The 18020-nt window shown below is 65.4% G+C and carries 19 protein-coding genes and 1 riboswitch; of the genes, 10 read left to right on the forward strand and 9 right to left on the reverse strand.

Annotation, left to right across the window (positions count from 1 at the left end; genetic code table 11):
* Positions 1-66: 66 nt before the first annotated feature.
* Both ACEN9T_RS13030 and ACEN9T_RS13035 read right to left on the reverse strand, forming a co-directional pair.
* Complete coding sequence (locus ACEN9T_RS13030; protein WP_092972874.1) at positions 67-384, reverse strand: cell division protein ZapA; 318 nt, start codon at positions 382-384, stop codon at positions 67-69.
* Positions 385-386: 2 nt separating this feature from the next.
* On the reverse strand, positions 387-707 hold the full coding sequence (locus tag ACEN9T_RS13035; RefSeq protein ID WP_092972876.1) for a hypothetical protein: 321 nt from the start codon (positions 705-707) through the stop codon (positions 387-389).
* A 168-nt stretch (positions 708-875) separates the two neighbouring features.
* A riboswitch (cobalamin riboswitch) is annotated at positions 876-1123 on the forward strand.
* A gap of 209 nt (positions 1124-1332) precedes the next feature.
* On the opposite strand from ACEN9T_RS13035, the gene ACEN9T_RS13040 reads away from it, so the two are divergent.
* Genes ACEN9T_RS13040 through cobC form a run of 7 tightly spaced genes read left to right on the forward strand, consistent with a single transcriptional unit; the run spans position 1333 to position 8105 of the window.
* Positions 1333-3249: a TonB-dependent receptor domain-containing protein gene (locus ACEN9T_RS13040; protein WP_413707908.1), complete on the forward strand. Its 1917-nt coding sequence runs from the start codon at positions 1333-1335 to the stop codon at positions 3247-3249.
* Positions 3246-4265: a FecCD family ABC transporter permease gene (locus ACEN9T_RS13045; RefSeq protein WP_413707909.1), complete on the forward strand. Its 1020-nt coding sequence runs from the start codon at positions 3246-3248 to the stop codon at positions 4263-4265. The genes ACEN9T_RS13040 and ACEN9T_RS13045 overlap by 4 nt, the downstream gene beginning before the upstream one ends.
* A complete protein-coding gene (locus tag ACEN9T_RS13050) occupies positions 4262-5101 on the forward strand; it encodes an ABC transporter ATP-binding protein (protein ID WP_413707910.1) in 840 nt (279 codons plus the stop codon). The genes ACEN9T_RS13045 and ACEN9T_RS13050 overlap by 4 nt, the downstream gene beginning before the upstream one ends.
* Positions 5091-5711 carry a cob(I)yrinic acid a,c-diamide adenosyltransferase gene (gene cobO, locus ACEN9T_RS13055; RefSeq protein WP_092972884.1) on the forward strand — a complete coding sequence of 207 codons (621 nt, stop codon included), beginning with the start codon at positions 5091-5093 and terminating at the stop codon, positions 5709-5711. The genes ACEN9T_RS13050 and cobO overlap by 11 nt, the downstream gene beginning before the upstream one ends.
* A complete protein-coding gene (gene cobT / locus ACEN9T_RS13060) occupies positions 5711-6769 on the forward strand; it encodes a nicotinate-nucleotide--dimethylbenzimidazole phosphoribosyltransferase (RefSeq protein ID WP_413707911.1) in 1059 nt (352 codons plus the stop codon). The genes cobO and cobT overlap by 1 nt, the downstream gene beginning before the upstream one ends.
* Positions 6770-6771: 2 nt before the next feature.
* Positions 6772-7542: an adenosylcobinamide-GDP ribazoletransferase gene (locus ACEN9T_RS13065; protein ID WP_413707912.1), complete on the forward strand. Its 771-nt coding sequence runs from the start codon at positions 6772-6774 to the stop codon at positions 7540-7542.
* The gene (gene cobC / locus ACEN9T_RS13070; protein WP_413707913.1) at positions 7527-8105 is read left to right on the forward strand and encodes an alpha-ribazole phosphatase; all 579 of its coding nucleotides are present in this window, start codon (positions 7527-7529) and stop codon (positions 8103-8105) included. The genes ACEN9T_RS13065 and cobC overlap by 16 nt, the downstream gene beginning before the upstream one ends.
* Before the next feature lie 13 nt (positions 8106-8118).
* Here cobC and ACEN9T_RS13075 read toward each other — a convergent pair whose 3' ends face one another.
* Genes ACEN9T_RS13075 through cobU form a run of 4 tightly spaced genes read right to left on the reverse strand, consistent with a single transcriptional unit; the run spans position 8119 to position 11647 of the window.
* Positions 8119-9075, reverse strand: a complete 957-nt coding sequence (locus tag ACEN9T_RS13075) for a cobalamin-binding protein (RefSeq protein WP_413707914.1) — start codon at positions 9073-9075, stop codon at positions 8119-8121.
* 15 nt (positions 9076-9090) lie between these two features.
* The gene (gene cobD / locus ACEN9T_RS13080) at positions 9091-10098 is read right to left on the reverse strand and encodes a threonine-phosphate decarboxylase CobD (protein ID WP_413707915.1); all 1008 of its coding nucleotides are present in this window, start codon (positions 10096-10098) and stop codon (positions 9091-9093) included.
* Complete coding sequence (cbiB, locus tag ACEN9T_RS13085) at positions 10095-11075, reverse strand: adenosylcobinamide-phosphate synthase CbiB (RefSeq protein WP_092972896.1); 981 nt, start codon at positions 11073-11075, stop codon at positions 10095-10097. Before cbiB ends, cobD begins: the two co-directional genes overlap by 4 nt.
* Positions 11072-11647 (reverse strand): bifunctional adenosylcobinamide kinase/adenosylcobinamide-phosphate guanylyltransferase, encoded by a 576-nt coding sequence (cobU, locus tag ACEN9T_RS13090; RefSeq protein ID WP_413707916.1) that lies wholly within the window; start codon positions 11645-11647, stop codon positions 11072-11074. Before cobU ends, cbiB begins: the two co-directional genes overlap by 4 nt.
* Positions 11648-11708: 61 nt before the next feature.
* On the opposite strand from cobU, the gene ACEN9T_RS13095 reads away from it, so the two are divergent.
* Both ACEN9T_RS13095 and ACEN9T_RS13100 read left to right on the forward strand, forming a co-directional pair.
* Positions 11709-13205 (forward strand): cobyric acid synthase, encoded by a 1497-nt coding sequence (locus tag ACEN9T_RS13095; protein WP_413707917.1) that lies wholly within the window; start codon positions 11709-11711, stop codon positions 13203-13205.
* A 75-nt stretch (positions 13206-13280) separates the two neighbouring features.
* Entirely contained in the window at positions 13281-13946 is a 666-nt protein-coding gene (locus ACEN9T_RS13100; RefSeq protein ID WP_092972902.1) for a ParA family protein, read from the forward strand.
* Between the two features lie 48 nt (positions 13947-13994).
* On the opposite strand, the gene panC is transcribed toward ACEN9T_RS13100, so the two are convergent.
* Genes panC through ACEN9T_RS13115 form a run of 3 tightly spaced genes read right to left on the reverse strand, consistent with a single transcriptional unit; the run spans position 13995 to position 15993 of the window.
* Entirely contained in the window at positions 13995-14846 is an 852-nt protein-coding gene (gene panC, locus ACEN9T_RS13105) for a pantoate--beta-alanine ligase (protein ID WP_092972904.1), read from the reverse strand.
* Positions 14847-14884: 38 nt separating this feature from the next.
* Positions 14885-15766 (reverse strand): segregation and condensation protein A, encoded by an 882-nt coding sequence (locus ACEN9T_RS13110; RefSeq protein ID WP_092972906.1) that lies wholly within the window; start codon positions 15764-15766, stop codon positions 14885-14887.
* A 38-nt stretch (positions 15767-15804) separates the two neighbouring features.
* Positions 15805-15993, reverse strand: coding sequence for a DUF3460 family protein (locus tag ACEN9T_RS13115; RefSeq protein WP_024975037.1), 189 nt, complete (start codon positions 15991-15993; stop codon positions 15805-15807).
* A 237-nt stretch (positions 15994-16230) separates the two neighbouring features.
* On the opposite strand from ACEN9T_RS13115, the gene ACEN9T_RS13120 reads away from it, so the two are divergent.
* The gene (locus ACEN9T_RS13120) at positions 16231-18018 is read left to right on the forward strand and encodes an autotransporter assembly complex protein TamA (RefSeq protein ID WP_092972909.1); all 1788 of its coding nucleotides are present in this window, start codon (positions 16231-16233) and stop codon (positions 18016-18018) included.
* Positions 18019-18020: the final 2 nt, after the last annotated feature.

The raw sequence follows: 18020 nt of genomic DNA on the forward strand, positions 1-18020 counted from the left end.
ATACACCCGTTCGCATCCGAACCCAAGCCCGGATGCGATCCGGTTACAAACACGTTTTGACCTTCGCTAAATGACTTCGCCGTACTGGCGCAGCGCCTCGTCAGTGCGGGCGTTCAGGTCGGCCAGTTTGGCGCGAATCGTGTCGATCGGCAGGGCGGAATCGGATGCGGCCTGGCGTTGCATCGACAGCAAATCCGACGCGATGCTGATGGCGGCCATCACGGCAACGCGCTCGATGCCCTTGGTGTTCGAGCCGTTCTTGATGCGCGTCATCTGGTTGTCGACCATGGCTGCGGCTTCACGCAGGGCTGCTTCGTTATCGACCGAGACGGCAAACTTGTAAGGCTGCCCGGCGATGTTCACTTCAATTTGCTTGCTGCTCATGCTTAGGTCTCCGAGTGCGGGGCGGGGGCGGCCGTTGTTTCATCGGCGCCTGCGGCCTGGCCGAGGAGGTCAAGCTGGCGCGCGTCGGTGGCCGTGGGCAGCTTGTCGAGAATCGATTGGATGCGCAGTTGCGCTTCTTCGATCTTGGCATTGAGCACGCTGCGGTCGGCGACCATCGCGTCGCGCTCGGTCTTGGAGGCCTCGGCTTCCGCCTGAAGCCGCTCGACTTCGGCGCGCAGGCGCTGGTTCTCGGCGGCTAGCGCATCGGCGTGACGCAGCACGCGCGTGATCTTGCCGGCAAGTTGTTCGAGTTCGTTCAGCATTGGGTGTCAATCAGAATCGAGTGGGGGGGATTTTAGCCGATCATGCGCGTCGCGCCTGTCCTCCTTACGGATGCGCAATAGGCGGCGGCATGAGGCGACGCAGCGGGCACAACGTGCGGAGGGTGTGTTTTTACCGCGACTGGGGCGGGTTTGGCGTGCCTTTTCCGTTAAACTTCGCGGCGTCCTGGTGCCCGCAGCACCATCTGCAGTTAAACGGGAAGCAGGGAGCGCGCGCCCCAAGCGATGCGCCAACCTGCGCTGCCCCCGCAACGGTAAGCGAACGCCGCGTGTACCCGCCATCTCGCGAAGAAGATGGGTGCCGCGCGGTCTGTCCATATGCCACTGTTCCTTTGGAATGGGAAGGCGGACAGGCCGCTTCGCCAGCCCGGATACCGGCCAGGACGGTGGATCTCAGCGAACCAGTTCACGATCCTGCTGCGCCGCCCGATCTTGGCCCTGTGATACGCGCCGTACCCATGTACGGCTGCGTTTCTCGAGCCAAGCTCGGACCGATCGCTACGGATCGTGAACCGGTTCTAAGCCGATGTGAGGGAACCGCATCGAGATCCTGCTGCCAGCGACCCGCGGGGGAACGGGTCCGGCTGACGCTTCTTGTCTTTTCAACATGAGCTTGACTACAAAGCGGCCACTCCGGATGCCCCGGACGGCCACGCGCGCGCTTGCCAGCGCACTAACGGGGGTCATGGCAGGTGCAGTTGCGCCGGCCTGGGCACAAAGCAATACACCGGCAGCCAGCACGTCAGTGGGTGAACTGAATCCGACTGTGGTGACGGCCTCGCGCAGCGAGCAGCCCCTGTCGGATGCACTGCCGCACACGACGGTCATCAGCCGCGCCGATATCGAGCGCTCGCAAGCGCCGGATGCGGTGACGCTGCTGCGTCGCGAGGCTGGCATCGAAGTCGCGCAGAACGGTGGCCCTGGGGCCAACGCCAGCCTTTTCATGCGCGGCGCCGGTTCCAATCAGACGCTGATTCTGATTGACGGTGTGCGTGTGGCGTCCGGCACCTCCGGCGGCGCGCAGATCGCGCAATTGATGGCCGATCAGATCGATCACATCGAGGTTGTGCGCGGCAACGTGTCTGCGCTGTACGGCTCCGATGCGATTGGCGGCGTGGTGCAAATCTTCACCCGCAACGGCCGCGGCCACGGCCCGCTGGCCAATGCGGAGATCGAATACGGCGCCCGCAATACCAAACGCGCGCAGGCCGGCATCAGCGGGTCGCTAGGCGAGAACGGGGATACGTCGTTTGCGGTGTCGGTGTCGGAATTCAAGACCAACGGCTTCTCGACAATCAACCCGCTGCAGGCGCCCAAGGCCAACCCGAACGACAATCCGTACACGAACAAGAGCGTGTCGGCGCAGCTGTCGCATCGCTTCTCCGCAGATTGGCAAGCGGGCCTGACGTACTTCCAGACCTGGGGCGATGTCAGCTACGACAACGCCTTCGGCAAGCCGACCGATAACAATGTTGCGCACAACGTGGTGCGCTCGATGTCGGCCTATGTGGACGGCAAGGTGACGCAGGACTGGAAGACGCGTGTAACGCTGTCGCAGGGCGATGACCGCAGCTTGAATTACACGAACGGCGTGTTGCAGATGCCGGCGCGTTTCAACACGCGCAACCAAACGGCGAGCTGGCAGAACGATTGGGCCTTCATGCCGAATCAGTTGTTCAAGGTGGGCCTGGAGCATCTGCAGACCAGCATCGACAGCGATGCCTACAACGTGCCCACGCGCAACGTCGATTCCGCTTACATCGGTTACGAAGGCAAGTTCGGCCCGCACCAGTTGCAGTTGAACCTGCGTCGCGACCGCTACTCGGACTTCGGTGGTGCCAACAGCTACTACGCCGGTTACGGCTTTGCGTTCAATCCGCAATGGAAGGCGGTGGCGAGCGTGAGCAACGCCTTCCGCGCGCCGAGCTTCAACGAGCTTTACTACCCGTTCTTCGGCAACCCGAACGTGCAGCCTGAGAAGGCACGCTCGGTTGAGGGCGGCGTGGAATACAGCAGCGCGATCGGCCTGGTGCGCGTAACGGCGTTCGAGACGGACTACAGCAACCTGATCACGGCTGTATGCGACGCAGATTTCAATTGCTCCGCAGCCAACGTCAACCGTGCGCGTGTGAACGGGCTCGAGACGTCGTATCGGGGTTCGATCTATGGCGTGGATCTGCGTGCCAGCTTTACCATGCAGAACCCGCAGGACTTGTCGGCCAACCAGTTGCTGTCGCGCCGTGCACGGCACTTCGGCAGCGTTTCGGCGTACAAGACGTTCGGGCCGTTCTCGGCGGGCGTGGAGTGGAATGCGGCGGGAGACCGTCAGGACTCGACCAAGGCGCTCGGCGGCTATGGCCTGCTGAACCTGGTCGGCCGCTACCAGATCACGCCTGACTGGGCAGTGTCGGCACGTGTTGAAAACGTGACAAACAAGAACTACCAGTTGGTCTATCCGTACAACACGGCGTCGCGTGGGGTGTTCTTCACGCTGTCGTGGCAACAGCACGAACCGAAGCGATGACAACACCTGCACTGCGCGCACGCGGTTTTGCCTGGCGACTGTGGTCGCTGCTGGCGCTTGCGTGCGTGGTGGTGCTGGTGGCGTCATTGATGCTCGGCAGTGTGAAGCTGTCGCCCGCTGAAGTCTGGCGGGCCCTCTTTTTTGGCAATAGCGGTGGCGATGGCCTGGCAGCAGGCATCGTCACCGAATTGCGCCTGCCGCGTGCGGGCGCTGCATTTGCTGCGGGCGGGCTGTTGGCCTTTGCCGGGGCGCTCATGCAGATGCTGCTGCGCAATCCGCTGGCCGATCCGTATGTGCTGGGCGTGTCCGGCGGCGGGGCCGTGGCGGCCCTCACGGCGATGTTGTTTTCGCTGCCGTGGTGGGCGGTGCAGACGAGTGCCGGAGCCGGAGCACTGTTGTCGATGGCGCTGGTGGCGGCGCTGGCGCGTCAGCACCTGTGGCGCGGTGAGCCGGGCGAGGCCAATGCGCGCTTGCTGCTCGGCGGCGTGGTAATGGCCTCCGGCTGGGTCGGCCTGATCACACTTATCTTGACGGTGGCGCCCGAGAACAAGCTGCGCGGCATGATTTTCTGGATGGTCGGCGACCTGGGTGGCGCCGATCGTTATGCGGGCGCATTGGTGGCGCTCCTGGCGGCGGTTGCTGTGGTGTTGCCGCATGCGCGCGACCTGAACGTCCTGCTGACCGGTGAAACCCGCGCCCGCGCGCTGGGTGTGCCGGTGGCGCGTGTGCGCGCGTTGATCTACGTGGTGGCGTCGCTGTGTACGGCAGTGGCGGTCACGATTGCAGGCTCGGTGGCCTTTGTCGGCCTGCTGGTGCCGCACATGGTGCGCCTGGCGTGGACCCGCGACGTGCGCATCCATTTGCCCGCCACGGCAATGGCCGGCGGGGGCCTGCTGATGCTGGCCGACCTGATCGCCCGAACGCTGATCGCCCCAACGCAGCTGCCCGTGGGCGTGATCACCACCCTGCTCGGGGTGCCAACGTTTCTTTACCTGCTGATGCGGAGCGCGCGATGAGTTGGTGGCGCCGCCCACGTCCCGCACAGGATGCATTCGCGCACTTGGACGCAGCGCCGGAACTCGCGCTGCACGATCTGCGGGTGATCATCGATGGGCGCGTGTTAATCGAGCGGTTATCTATGACGGCCACTGCGGGCCAACTCTGGTGCGTGATCGGGCCGAACGGCGCGGGCAAGTCGACATGGCTTTCCGTGCTGGCAGGCTTGCGCTCGCCAGACAGCGGCAGCGTCACGCTCGATGGCGTTCCGCTCTCCGATTGGCCGGCGCTGGCGATGGCGCGTCGTCGCGCGTTTCTGCCGCAGACCTTGCATGACACCTTCCCCATCACCGTGTGCGACGCCGTGATGACCGGCCGCCACCCGCATCTTGCGCGCTGGGAATGGGAGGGCGACGCCGATGCCCGCGCCGTCGATGCTGCGGTGTCTGCGCTGCAGTTGCAGCCTCTGGCACAACGCGATGTGCGCACGCTTTCTGGTGGTGAGCGTCAGCGCGTGGCGATGGCTGCCGTGGTGGCGCAGGAGGCGCGCGTGCTGCTGCTCGACGAGCCCGTCGCGCACCTCGATTTGCATCAGCAGGTCGCCGTGCTTCGCCTGCTACGCGAAGGCTGCCGCAAACACGGGTGGCTGGTCGTGTTGACCGTGCATGACTTGAACCTCGCACGCCGCTTTGCTACGCACGCGCTGCTGATGGACGGCGCCGGGCACACCACCGCAGGCATCGCGGCCGATGTGCTCACCCCCGAACACTGCGCGCGCGTGCTGCGCACCCCTATTGCCGAGGTGGCCGACGGCCGCCTGACGGCCTTGATTTCTGATGATTCCGATGACGACTGAAGACAACAATGACGCGCTGAACGAGCGCCACCGCTCGCGCATGCAGCGCAAGAAGGCCGTGGTGGATGCCAAGATCGCCGCCGCCACCGACGTGCGCGGCGTGCTGCTTGTCAACACCGGTAACGGCAAGGGCAAATCGAGCTCCGGCTTTGGCATGGTGATCCGCGCCATGGGCCATGACATGCAGGTCGGCGTGGTGCAGTTCATCAAGGGCGCGATCCCGACGGGCGAAGAGCGGTTCCTGCGTCGTTTCCCAGAACAATGCAGCTTCCACGTGATGGGCGAGGGCTACACATGGGAGACGCAGGATCGCACGCGCGACATTGAAAAGGCGCAAGCCGCCTGGGCCTGCGCACGCGATCTGCTGAGCGACCCGACCGTCGGCCTGGTGCTGCTGGATGAACTGAACATTGCGCTCAAGTACAACTACCTTGACGTGCAGACCGTGCTGGCCGATTTGCGCGCGCGCCCGCCAGCGCAGCATGTGGTGATTACCGGGCGCGGTGCGCCCCCTGAGCTGATCGACGCAGCAGATACCGTGACCGACATGACGCTCGTCAAGCACGCATTTTCCCAAGGCATCCAGGCGCAGCCAGGAGTCGAACTGTGATGAATCAAGCCGTACACATTCCGCCATTTGATGACGCGCTGCGCGTGCGCCTGCAGGCCGCCGTCGACAGCAAGACCAAGCCGCTCGGCGCACTGGGCCGGCTTGAATCGCTGGCCGTGCAGATCGGCCTGATCCAGAACACCGACACCCCGCAGCTGACGCGCCCCGCAATGGTAGTCTTTGCTGCAGACCACGGCATCGCCCACGCTGGCGTGAGTGCATACCCGCAAGCGGTGACGGCGCAGATGGTGCTCAACTTCATCGCGGGTGGCGCGGCTGTCAATGTGTTCTGCCGCCAGCATGGGTTTGCATTGGAGGTGGTGAACGCCGGTGTTGCCGCACCATTGTGGACAGCGGATACGCCGGGCCTGTTCGATGCACCTGTCGGGCCCGGCACGCGCAACTTTGCCGACGAGGGTGCTGCGCAAGCCGCCATGACCGCCGACGAGCGTGACCGTGCCATGGCACTCGGCGCGCAGCGGGTGGCGCACCATGCAGCACTCTGCACCAACGTCATCGCACTGGGCGAAATGGGCATCGCCAACACGGCGTCTGCCGCATGCCTGATGGCGCGGTTATGCGATTTGCCGGTTGCGCAATGCGTTGGCCGCGGCACGGGGCTCGACGATGACGGCCTCGCCCACAAGCGTGCTGTGCTGGAGGCGGCGATGGCCAAGCATGCTGACGTCCGTGAGCCGCTGGACGTGCTTGCATGCTTTGGTGGCTTTGAGGTCGCGGCGATGGTGGGTGCGGTGCTTGAGGCTGCGCAGCGGCGCATGGTCATCCTCGTCGATGGGTTTATCGCGACGGCCGCTGTGCTGGTAGCGGCTCAGGTGGCGCCCGACGTGCTGCGCTATTGCGTGTTCGGGCATGTGTCGGACGAGCGCGGTCATCGTGCGCTGCTGGAGGTGCTCGATGCGCGGCCGCTACTGTCACTGTCATTGCGGCTGGGCGAGGGCAGCGGTGCGGTACTGGCCTATCCGGTGGTCGTGTCGGCCGTGGCGTTCCTGCGCGAGATGGCGACCTTCGCCAGCGCAGGCGTGAGCGAGCGCGCATAGCCATGAACGCCTTGCGTGAACATTGGCAAGCGCTGTGGACAGCGGTCGGGTACTTCACCCGCATCCCCGTCCCGGCGTCGGTCGGTTTCTCGCAGGCGGGGTTGAATCGCGCGGCGCGCTACTTTCCGCTGATTGGCTGGTTGGTGGGCGCCGTGGCAGCAGCGGTGTATTGGCTCGTGTCGTGCACGGTGTCTGCGTCAGGTGTGGCGGTGGCCATGTCGATGGTGGCTACGCTGTTGCTGACCGGTGCGTTTCATGAGGACGGTCTTGCCGATTGCGCCGATGGCTTTGGCGGGGGCTACACGCCTGAAGACCGGCTGCGCATCATGCACGATTCGCGCATCGGCGCGTTCGGGGCGATTTCCGTGTGCATGGCGCTGCTGCTGAAGTGGCAATTGCTGAGCGCGATGGCGCCGCATGGCATCGCCATCCTTGTGGCAATGGTGAGCGCGCATGCTGCAAGCCGCGCGGCGGCCGTCAGCTACCTGCTCACCCACGACTACGTGCGCGCTGAAGGCAAAGCCAAGCCAGTGGCGCAACGCATGCGATGGAGCGATGCGTTGTGGGCCGGCGTGTTCGGCATCGCCCCTCTTCTATGGTTCGGGCCGATGTGCACGGCGCTCGTTGTCGTCGGGTTGATCGTTGCGCGCTGGCTGCTGGGTCGATACTTCGTGCGTCGCATCGGCGGCATCACGGGTGATTGTCTTGGGATGGCGCAGCAGATGTTCGAGCTGCTGATTCTGTGGGGGTTGCTGGCATGGATGTCATCCTGATCCGCCACGCGCGGCCCGCCATGACGGCGGGTCTCTGTTATGGCCGTACCGATCTGGAGCTGGCTTCGCCGATGGACCCCGAGCCTTCGGCCATCGTCGAGAAACTCAGCGCCCACACCCCGCATCGCCTGCTGGCGAGTCCATTGCAACGCAGCCGCCTGACAGCCGAAGCCTTAGCGCAAATGGCTCAACTTCCCCCGATCGAGATCGATGCGCAATTGATGGAACTCGATTTTGGCGCCTGGGAAGGCTGCCAGTGGGAGGACATCCCGCGCGCGGAAATAGACCAGTGGGCGCGCGATCTTGTGCACGGCAATCCGCATGGCGGGGAATCTGCAGCAGATTTGCTGGCGCGCGTGACGACCTGGGCCGAGGCGACAAGCGCGACGCCCGCGTCTTGCGTGTGGGCGGTGACGCATGCCGGCTGCATGCGCGCCCTGGCGGCGCACTGGTTGCAGCGGCCATTGGCCGAGACGCTGCAATGGCCGCTGCAATGGGGGGCCGCCTGCGGCTTTCGTGTGCAGCCCGACGCGTTGCCGGTGTTGCTGTTCTGGAACCGTTGACCGGCGACGCGATTCAGCGACCCAACCCGTTGGTGGTTTGTGACCCCAGGCGCCGCATACGCGCTTGCTCCAAGTCTTCGCACATCAGCGTTGCGGCTTCTACCAGGCGCGGTCCAAAGCGGTTGATCAGGTCGCCATTGATGCTGAAGAGGTTGCCGCGCTGCACGGCCAGCAATTGCGGCCAGCGCTTCCACGCGTCGAGCGTATCGATCGGGCGGCTGCCTTGCGTGGCCCCCATGCTGGCGGACAGCAGCACTTCGGGGTTGGCTGCAATCACGGCCTCGGGCGAAACGGTCGGCACCAGCAAGGGCTCGCCGGCAAACACATTGCGGCCGCCGCAAAGCGCCAGCATGTCAGAGAAGATGTGCTGGCCGTTGAGCGTCATCAGCGGCTGTTCCCATACCTGATAGAACACCGAAACCGGCGGGCGGCTGGCGTAGCGCTGGCGCAGCGTATCGGTGCGTTGGCGGAATTGCTGGGCCGCGTCGTGCGCGCTGGCACGGGTGTCGAGCAGCGTCCCGAGTGCCTCGATCGAGCGCGGGATATCGCTCATGCGATGCGGCTCGGAGAAGAACAGCGGAATGCCCAGCGCGCGCAGCCGGTCGATCTGCTTCTGCGCGTTGCCGTGGCGCCAGACCACCACCAGATCGGGCTTGAGGGCGGCGATACGCTCCAGATCGAGCGAGCGGTTATCGCCCACGTGAGGAATGTCGCGTGCGGGTGGCGGGTAGTCGCTGTAAGCCACGGTGCCGACGATGCGTGCACCGCCGCCAGCCGCGAACAGCAGCTCGGTCGCATGCGGGGCGAGGCTGACGATGCGTTGCGCGGGGCGCTGCAGCGTAACGGTGGCGCCGCTATCGTCCGTGACGGAAATGGTGGCAAATGCCGGTGCGGCTGCGATCGTGAGCGCAAGTGCGAAGAGGCCGCGTGCGCACAGGCGACGGGCGAGACAAGAGAGACGAACGGGCATCGGGGGGAGGGCAGGTCAAGCGGAGTGCGACAGCGATGCTAGCGCATCGGCAAGACGTTGCCATCCGGTTTCATCCGGGGGCAGGCCGAAGCGCAAGCCGCTGATGGGCGCATCGAACAGGCGGGTCCAGATGCCGAGGCGCGCTAGGCCTGCATGCAGCGCCCGCGCATGTGGGCCGTGTGCCCAGGCAAACAGCGGTGTGGCGGCATTCGGCAGGCCGTGGCGATCCAACAACGCTGAGAGCCGCGCCCCCGCATGCAGCAGTTGCGCGCGCGTTGAAACTTGCCAGGCGGTATCGGCCAGCGCCGCACGCACCACGGCACGGGCCGGACCGTTGACTGTCCAGTGCCCCAGCGACTCGCGCAGGGCAGACAGCAGCTCCGGCGCCGCCAGTGTGAAGCCGATGCGGGCGCCCGCCAGCCCGTAGAACTTGCCGATCGAGCGCAGCACCACGAGCCCCGGCACGCCAGCCAGTGGCGCCAATGTGGGGCCATCGTCGAACGCCTCAATAAAGGCCTCGTCCACGATCAACGTGCCACCGCGCGCGTGCAGGCGCGTGTGCCAATCGCACAGGGTTTCTGCCGGCAGCACGCGCGCGGTTGGGTTGTTCGGGTTGACGACAACCAAGTGCTGCACGTCGTTTGGCAGGTCGCCGAGGAAGGTGGCTTCGGGCAGTGGCACGACGTCGTGACCGGCACGCGCAAAGGCAGGTGCGTATTCGCTGTAGCCGATCTGCGCGATGCCGGCTCGTCCACGCGGCAGCAGCGTCGGCAGCGTGCGGATCGCCGCTTGCGATCCTGCAACCGCCAGCACGGCGCGCGTGTCGGTCACGCCGTAGTGCGCGGCGGCCTGTGCTTCGAGGCCATCGTCTTCAGGCAGGCTCAACCACGCATCAGGTGGAATCGGCGGAATCGGATAGCCGTGCGGGTTGATGCCCGTGGACAGGTCAAGCCAGCCGCCGGCAGGCTCTCCGTACAGCGCGCGTGCGGCCGCGAGATTGCCGCCGTGGACGATGGCGTTCACGAGAGGCCCCACGCCAACGCCGCGATCAGGCCCAGTACGCCGAGCCACAACCACAACGTGCGCGACACGAGCGTCAACGCCCGCGCGATATCTGCTGCGGTCGCCGCCTTGCCAGTGCCGAGCGACGGGCGGGCTTCTTCCACACCTTCGTAGCATGCGGCGCCGCCGAGCTGAACGCGCAGGCTGCCCGCGCCCGCGGCCATCACCGGACCGGCGTTGGGGCTCGACCATTGCGGAGCCTGCGTGCGCCAGCAGCGCAGCGCATCGGCGGTGTGGCCAAGCAGCGCGTAGCTGATTGCCGTGAGGCGGGCGGGAATCCAGTTGAGCACGTCGTCGATGCGCGCGGCCGCCCAGCCAAAGCCGGTAAAGCGCGCATTGCGGTAGCCCCACATTGCATCGAGTGTATTGGCCAGCCGATACAGCACCACGCCCGGCGCGCCCGCCACCACAAGCCAGAACAGCGGCGCGAAGACGGCATCGCTGCCGTTTTCCAACGCGGATTCCACCGCGGCGCGGGCGATGGGCTCATCCGTGGCTTGTTTGAGGTCACGCGAGACGATGCGCGAGGCGAGGGTGCGTGCGCGGGGCAGATCCGCATCGCGTAGCGCAAGCGCGATCGGCGCGATGTGGTCATGCAGACTGCGCGCTCCGATGGCGAAATAGAGCGCGATGGCATCAAGTGCTGCCACCAGCCAAGGCGACACATCGCGCGCCATGCCGGCGAGCCATCCCGCAAGCAGCGCGAACGGCAGCACGGCGCCCGCCCATGCAACGAGACCGACGACGCGTGACCACGCCAACGCAGCCGGTGTGTGGTTCATGCAGCGCTCAATCGCTTTGGCGATGCGTCCGAAGCCAACGAGTGGATGCCAGCGCGGTACCTCGCCGAAGAGCTGATCGAGCAGCACGCCCGCGAGCGCGGCCAGCGTCACGAGCGGCCACCCGAGATCGAATACGCCGCCCGGCGACACGCTCACGTGGCAGCGCCGATCGCCGGCCCTTTCATCACCATCGGAATACCGGCCACCAGTAGGTGCACGTTGTCGGCCAGCGCGGCTAGACGTTGGTTCAGCCGGCCCAGTTCATCCACGTAGAAACGCGTGACGGCGCCCATCGGCACCACGCCCAGGCCGATCTCGTTGCTCACGAGGATGACCTCGCCGGGCAGCAACGGCAGCGCGGTGAGTAGCGCATCAATCTCCGCTGTCCAGGCTTCGGGGGGCGTGACGAGGCCTGTCTCGGGGTATTCATGGTGCTCTGAGAAGAGCAGATTGTTGAGCCACAGCGTCATGCAATCGACCAGCACGCAGCCACCGTGCTGCGCGTGCGTGTAGAGGGCTTCGGCCAGGCGCACGGGCTCTTCGGCCAGCCCCCAATTGGCCGGGCGCCGCGCGCGGTGGAGGGCCACGCGCAATTGCATCTCTTCGTCGCCCTCGCCGGCGGTGGCGACGTACGTGACCGGCCCCGCGCATTGCAGTGCGAGCTGTTCGGCGTGGTGGCTTTTGCCCGAGCGGGCACCACCGAGGACGAGAGTGAGGTGGCGTGACATTCCAGCATTTTAGCGGGGGCGCGGGGGTCAGGCGCAACAAGGTGGGTGCGATAATCCGCGCATGTCGAAAGCTCCATTTCCTGTGCCGCCGGGCTCGCTTCGGGGCACGCTGATGATCCAGGGCACCACGTCCGATGCTGGCAAGAGCACGCTGGTCGCCGGTCTGTGCCGCGTCGCGCATCGAGCCGGTGTGCGGGTGGCGCCATTCAAGCCGCAGAACATGGCGCTCAACAGCGCCGTCACCGCCGACGGCGGCGAGATCGGCCGCGCCCAGGCGTTGCAGGCGCAGGCGGCGGGCGTCGCCCCCACGGTCGACATGAACCCCGTGCTGCTCAAGCCCAACAGCGACACCGGCGCGCAGATCATCATCCACGGGCAGCCGCGCTTTGACCTTGATGCCCGCGCGTATCACGACTACAAGCCCACCGCCATGGCCGCCGTGCTCGAATCGCACACGCGGCTGCGCGCGCAGTACGACCTCGTGCTCGTGGAGGGCGCCGGCAGCCCGGCGGAGGTCAACCTGCGCGACCGCGATATCGCCAATATGGGCTTTGCCGAAGCCGTCGATTGCCCCGTCGTGCTCGTTGCCGACATCGATCGCGGTGGCGTGTTCGCGCACCTTGTCGGCACGCTGGCCTGCCTGTCCGACAGCGAACGCGCGCGCGTGGGCGGCTTCATCATCAACCGGTTTCGCGGCGATATTTCACTGCTCACGCCCGGGCTCGACTGGCTGACCGCGCAGACGGGCAAGCCGGTGTTGGGTGTGCTGCCGTATCTGCACGGTCTGCACCTCGACGCGGAAGACGCGGTGCAGACCGTGCAGCGCGCAGCCTCAGCCGATGCGCTGCGCGTCGTCATTCCGGTGTTGCCGCGTGTGTCCAACCACACCGATTTCGACGCGCTGCGCGCGCACCCGCAGGTGGACGTTCGACTGGTCGGCCCCGGTCAGCCAATTCCGCCCGCAGACCTCATCATCCTGCCCGGCAGCAAGAGCGTGCAGGCCGATCTTGCCTGGCTGCGTGCCAACGGTTGGGAAGCGGCCATCGCGCGGCATCTGCGCTATGGCGGCAAGCTGATCGGCATCTGCGGCGGCATGCAGATGCTGGGGCGGCGCTTGCATGATCCGCACGGGCTGGAAGGCGCAGCAGGTAGCGTCGAGGGTTTCGGCTATCTCGATTTCGAGACGACGCTGGAGGCTGCCAAGCAGTTGCGTCAGGTGCGCGGCATCCTGACGGAAAGCGGTGCGACCATCACCGGCTACGAAATCCACATGGGCGTGACCAAGGGGGCGGCCCTCGCACGCCCCGCCGTGCAACTCGACGATGGCCGCGCAGATGGCGCGATCTCCGCAGACGGGCAAATCCTCGCGACTTACCTGCACGGCTTGTTCGATGCGCCCGAGGCGTGCCGAGCGTTGCTTGCCTGGGCCGGTGTGCGCGATGCGCAGGCGCAGGACTACGCCGCGTTGCGTGAGGCATCGCTCGAACGACTTGCTGACACGTGCGAAGCGCATCTGGACCTTGCTACGCTGTTCCAAACGTTGCCACGTGCGGGGTGAGCCATAATTACCGGATGGACAGATCCGCTGGGTGACTAACTCGGCACATGATTCGATGAGCGCAAGGAGGCGGGCATGCCGGTGGCCGTTGTAGCGAATCCGAAGGGCGGAGTGGGCAAAAGCACGCTGGCCACCAATCTGGCCGGCTACTTTGCGGCGCGGGATCACGCCGTGATGCTGGGCGACACCGATCGCCAGCAGTCCTCACGCGAGTGGCTGGCCCTGCGCCCGGAAACCGCCAAGCCCATCCGCACGTGGGAAATCAACGCTGATCACATCGCCAAGCCGCCCAAGGGTACGACGCACGTAGTGCTCGATACGCCGGCGGGCCTCCACGGCTGGCGGCTGGGGGATCTTGTGAAGATGTCCGGCTACGTGATCGTGCCGCTGCAGCCTTCCATGTTCGACATCCTTGCCACGCAGACCTTCCTGCGCAAGCTGGCCGATGAAAAACCGGTGCGCCATGGCGAGGTCAAGCTGGGCGTGGTCGGCATGCGCGTCGATATGCGTACGCGCGCCGCTGAACAGCTCCAGCGCTTCGTGCAGGGGCTGGAGGTGCCAATCCTGGGTTATCTGCGCGATACGCAGAATTACGTGCAACTCGCCGCGCACGGCTTGACGCTGTGGGACGTGGCGCCCTCGCGGGTGGCCAAGGACGTGGAGCAGTGGAGCGGCATTCTCGACTGGCTGGGGGAGTCGCCTACGCAGGCGAGCGTCACCGACACGTCGGCGGCGGCATGAAAAAAGCCCGGCAGTGCCGGGCTTTTTCGTGGGACGAGGCTGCGTCGCTCAGATTTCGAGGTTATCGATCAGGCGCGTCTTGCCGAGTTTGGCGGCGGTCAGCACGACCAGCGGCTCGCCTGCAGCGATGTTCTCGGGCGTCGGCTTCTGCAGGTCGGAACGGCGGCGCACGGCCACGTAGTCGGGCTGCCAGCCGCGGCCACGCAGGTATTCCATGGCCTTGGCCGTCACCTCTTCGTGCGACGCCTGGCCTTGCAGCACAGTCTCCAGCACGTCCTGACGCACCTGGTGCAGCGTGCGGTACAGCTCGGGGGCTTCTGCGCGCTCTTCGTTGGTCAGGTAGACGTTGCGCGACGATAGCGCCAGGCCGTCATCCGCGCGCACCGTTTCGGCGGGGATGATATCGACCGGCAGCGCAAACTGATGTGCCATGCGGCGTACGATCATCAACTGCTGGTAGTCCTTCTTGCCGAACACGGCCACGCGCGGTTGCACGCAGCAGAACAGCTTCATCACCACCGTGCACACACCCTTGAAGAAGCCGGGGCGGAATTCGCCTTCCAGCGTGTCGCCCAGGTCGTGCGGCGGGTCGACGCGGTATTCCTGCGGCTCTGGATACATGTCGCGCTCGGTGGGCGCAAACAGCACGTACACGCCTTCCTTCTGCAGTTTCTCGATGTCGTCCTGCAGCGTGCGCGGGTATTTGTCGAAATCTTCGTTCGGCCCGAATTGCAGGCGGTTCACAAAAATGGACGCCACCACCGGATCGCCATGCTGGCGTGCCAGGCGCATCAGGCTCAGGTGGCCTTCATGCAGGTTGCCCATGGTCGGCACGAAGGCGACGCGGTTCTGGCCGCGCAACTGGTCGCGCAATTCCTGGATCGACGAGATGACTTTCATAGTTGTTGTGTGATTCGGCCCGGGTCAGATCGGACGATTTACGTCGGGGAATAGGCGAGGCGCACGTAAATGGGTGCGTATGGTTCGGCCTGCGTGATTTCGAGCAGCGATTCGCGCGAAAGCTCGAGCATGGCGACAAAGTTGACGACCACGATGGGTGCGCCCTTGCCGGACTGGATCGCTTCTTCAAACAGCTCGGTGAACTCCATGAACCGCGCGTGCTGCAGGCGGCGCAGGATCTGGCTCATGTGCTCGCGCACGGACAGCTCTTCCCGCGAGATCTTGTGGTGCTGGGTGAGCTTGGCCCGGCGCAGCACATCTGCCCAGGCGACACGCAGGTCGTCGGAATTGACGTCGGGGTAGCGCGGCGCGAGGCTTTGCTCGATATAGACCTGTGCGCGCAGGAAATCGCGGCCAAGTTGCGGTACGGTGTCCAGCTTCTGCGCGGCGAGCTTCATCTGCTCGTACTCGAGCAGGCGGCGCACCAGTTCGGCGCGCGGGTCTTCGGGCTCGGTGCCTTCGTCGGTCTTCTTGACCGGCAGCAGCATGCGCGACTTGATCTCGATGAGCATGGCCGCCATCAGCAGATATTCAGCAGCCAGTTCAAGATTGGTCGTGCGGATCTGTTCGATATACGCCAGATACTGCCGCGTGACTTGCGCCAGCGGAATGTCCAGCACATTGAAGTTCTGGCGGCGGATCAGGTACAGCAGCAAGTCCAGCGGCCCTTCAAATGCTTCGAGAAAGACCTCGAGCGCATCGGGCGGGATGTAGAGATCCTGCGGGAGCTTGAACAGCGGCTCGCCGTAGAGCCGCGCGAAGGCGAGGCCGTCGACCTGCGCGGGCGTGGAATCCTGATCGGGCGCCACGCTGGGCAGCTCGACGGGCAGTGGCAGCTTGTCCTGCGCGGAAGTGGTCATGCGGCGGTGAGCCTGGCGGGCCGAGGGCCGGTGGCCGATCAGTCCAGCGAGTAGACGTACGGCTTTTGCGGCACGCGGGCGGACTTGGCACGCGCGCGCTCTTCCAGGTCGATCGGGTCCTTGTCCCACAGCAGGGACCGGCCTTGGCGCTGCTGCGCTTCCAGGTCGGGCTTCTGGGTCTTGAGTTCTTCCAGGAACTGGGTGATCTCGGACTTGTAGAGGGCCATGGCGGTATGTGATGTTGGATGATCTTGCCCGCACGGAAAGCTCCCGGGCGGAAAACCGGCGCATTTTACCGTATTGGCCGGCGTAAAGGCCTTGGGCACGGCACGTGCGAAACCCTGTCGGCCGATTCGGAAGGCCGCGTTCGTTGCAATTGCCTGGGCACCGGCGGGGGGCGGTATGGTCAAATACGCCTTTCCTTCGACTCAGCCTGCCCGTGGGGCGGCGCCACGCTTGCCACGATGACCGGCTCCAATCGACCATCGCGACCGTCACGACCACCACGCTTTCGTTTCCTGGGTTTGCCCGCCGCCGCGCTGGCGGCCGGCTTTGTGCTGTCCCTCGCCTGCGCCCCGGCGCACGCTGAATACGACGTCAAGATCGATGCGCCGAAGTCCATTCGCGACTTGCTTGAGCGCCATCTGGACCTGTCGCGTTACAAAGACCGCAAGGACATCACCGACGACCAGCTCCAGTACATGGTCGAGACCATTGGCGACCAGGTCACCAAGCTGACGGCCACCGAGGGCTATTTCGTGCCGAAGGCGACCGCGAAGCTGGACGGCCCGCCGGACCACCGCGTGGTCAACGTGAAGGTCGAGCCCGGCCCGCGTACCACCATCGATACCGTGGCGCTCGACTTTACCGGCGCGATCACGCAAGACGCCAAGCGCATCGACGAATTGAAAAAGTCGTGGAGCCTGCAGCACGGCATGGCCTTCCGCCAGTCGGGCTGGGACAAGGCCAAGGACGACGGTCTGGCCGCGCTGCAGAGCAAACGTTATTACGCGGCCAAGCAGACGTCTTCGCAGGCGCGCGTCGATCCGGACGAAAGCAAGGCAGACCTGTCGGTGGGCTATGACAGCGGTCCGGCTTACACATTGGGGCCGCTGGACGTGCAGGGCTTGTCGCGCTACCCGCTCAGCATCATCAATCACGTGAACCCGCTGCGCGTGGGTGAGGATTACTCCGCCGATCGTCTGCAGGCGCTGCAGGCCGCCATCCAGGGGCAACCGTATTTCTCCAACGCCATCGTTGACCTGGGCGACGACCCGAAGAACCCGGTCAACGCGCCGGTGCGCGTGCGTGTGCGGGAGTATCCGCCCAACCGCATCACCAGTGGTGTGGGTTACGGCACGGACACGGGTGCCTCGGTGGAAGGGCGCTATCAATATCTGAACCTGTTCAGCAAGGCTTGGGTGCTCGACACGCAGGCCCGCATCGAACAGCGCCGCCAGTACCTGTTTGCCGGCGTGACCGTGCCGCCCGACGACAAGCAATACGTCAACAGTCTCTACACCAGCATGGACCGCACCGACACCTCGGGCACCGACACGCGCAGCTATCGTTCCGGCTTCAAGCAGACGCGTGTGCGCGGCATCTATGAGACGTCGTTCACCGTTGATTTCTACTACGACGACCTGCGGCCCGATGGCGCCGAGCGCCAGTTGAGCAAGGCGCTCGTCCCGGGTTTCGCCTGGACGCGCCGCGATGTGGACGACCCGCTGTTCCCGCGCCGCGGCAACATCATCACCACGCAGATCGGCGCGGCAGTCAAGGGCGTGCTGACGGACCAATCATTCGTGCGGTCATACAGCCGCATTCGCCAGTTCGTGCCGGTGGGGCAGCGCGATATCTTCGTTGCGCGCGGTGAGTTGGGCGCGGTCATCACCTCCGGTTCCGGCGATGGCGTACCGGCCACGCTGCGCTTTCGCACGGGCGGCACGCAGTCGGTGCGCGGCTACGATTTCCAGAGCATCGGTAACGACGTCAACGGCAGCACGTTGCCGACCAAGTTCCTCGTCACGGGCGGGCTGGAGTATCAACGCTGGTTTCTGCCGCAATGGGGTGCCGCCGTGTTCTGGGATACCGGCACCGCCACCGACAACTGGTCGGAGCGCCGCTGGTTCAACGGTGTGGGTGTGGGCGTACGTTGGAAGAGCCCCGTGGGGCCGATCCAGCTCGACATGGCCTATGGCATCCAGCAGAAACAGTTCCGGCCGAGCGTATCGCTGGGGATCGCGTTCTGAAT

This window comes from Ralstonia sp. Ralssp110, from assembly GCF_047325135.1.
GTDB classification, from domain to species: domain Bacteria; phylum Pseudomonadota; class Gammaproteobacteria; order Burkholderiales; family Burkholderiaceae; genus Ralstonia; species Ralstonia mojiangensis.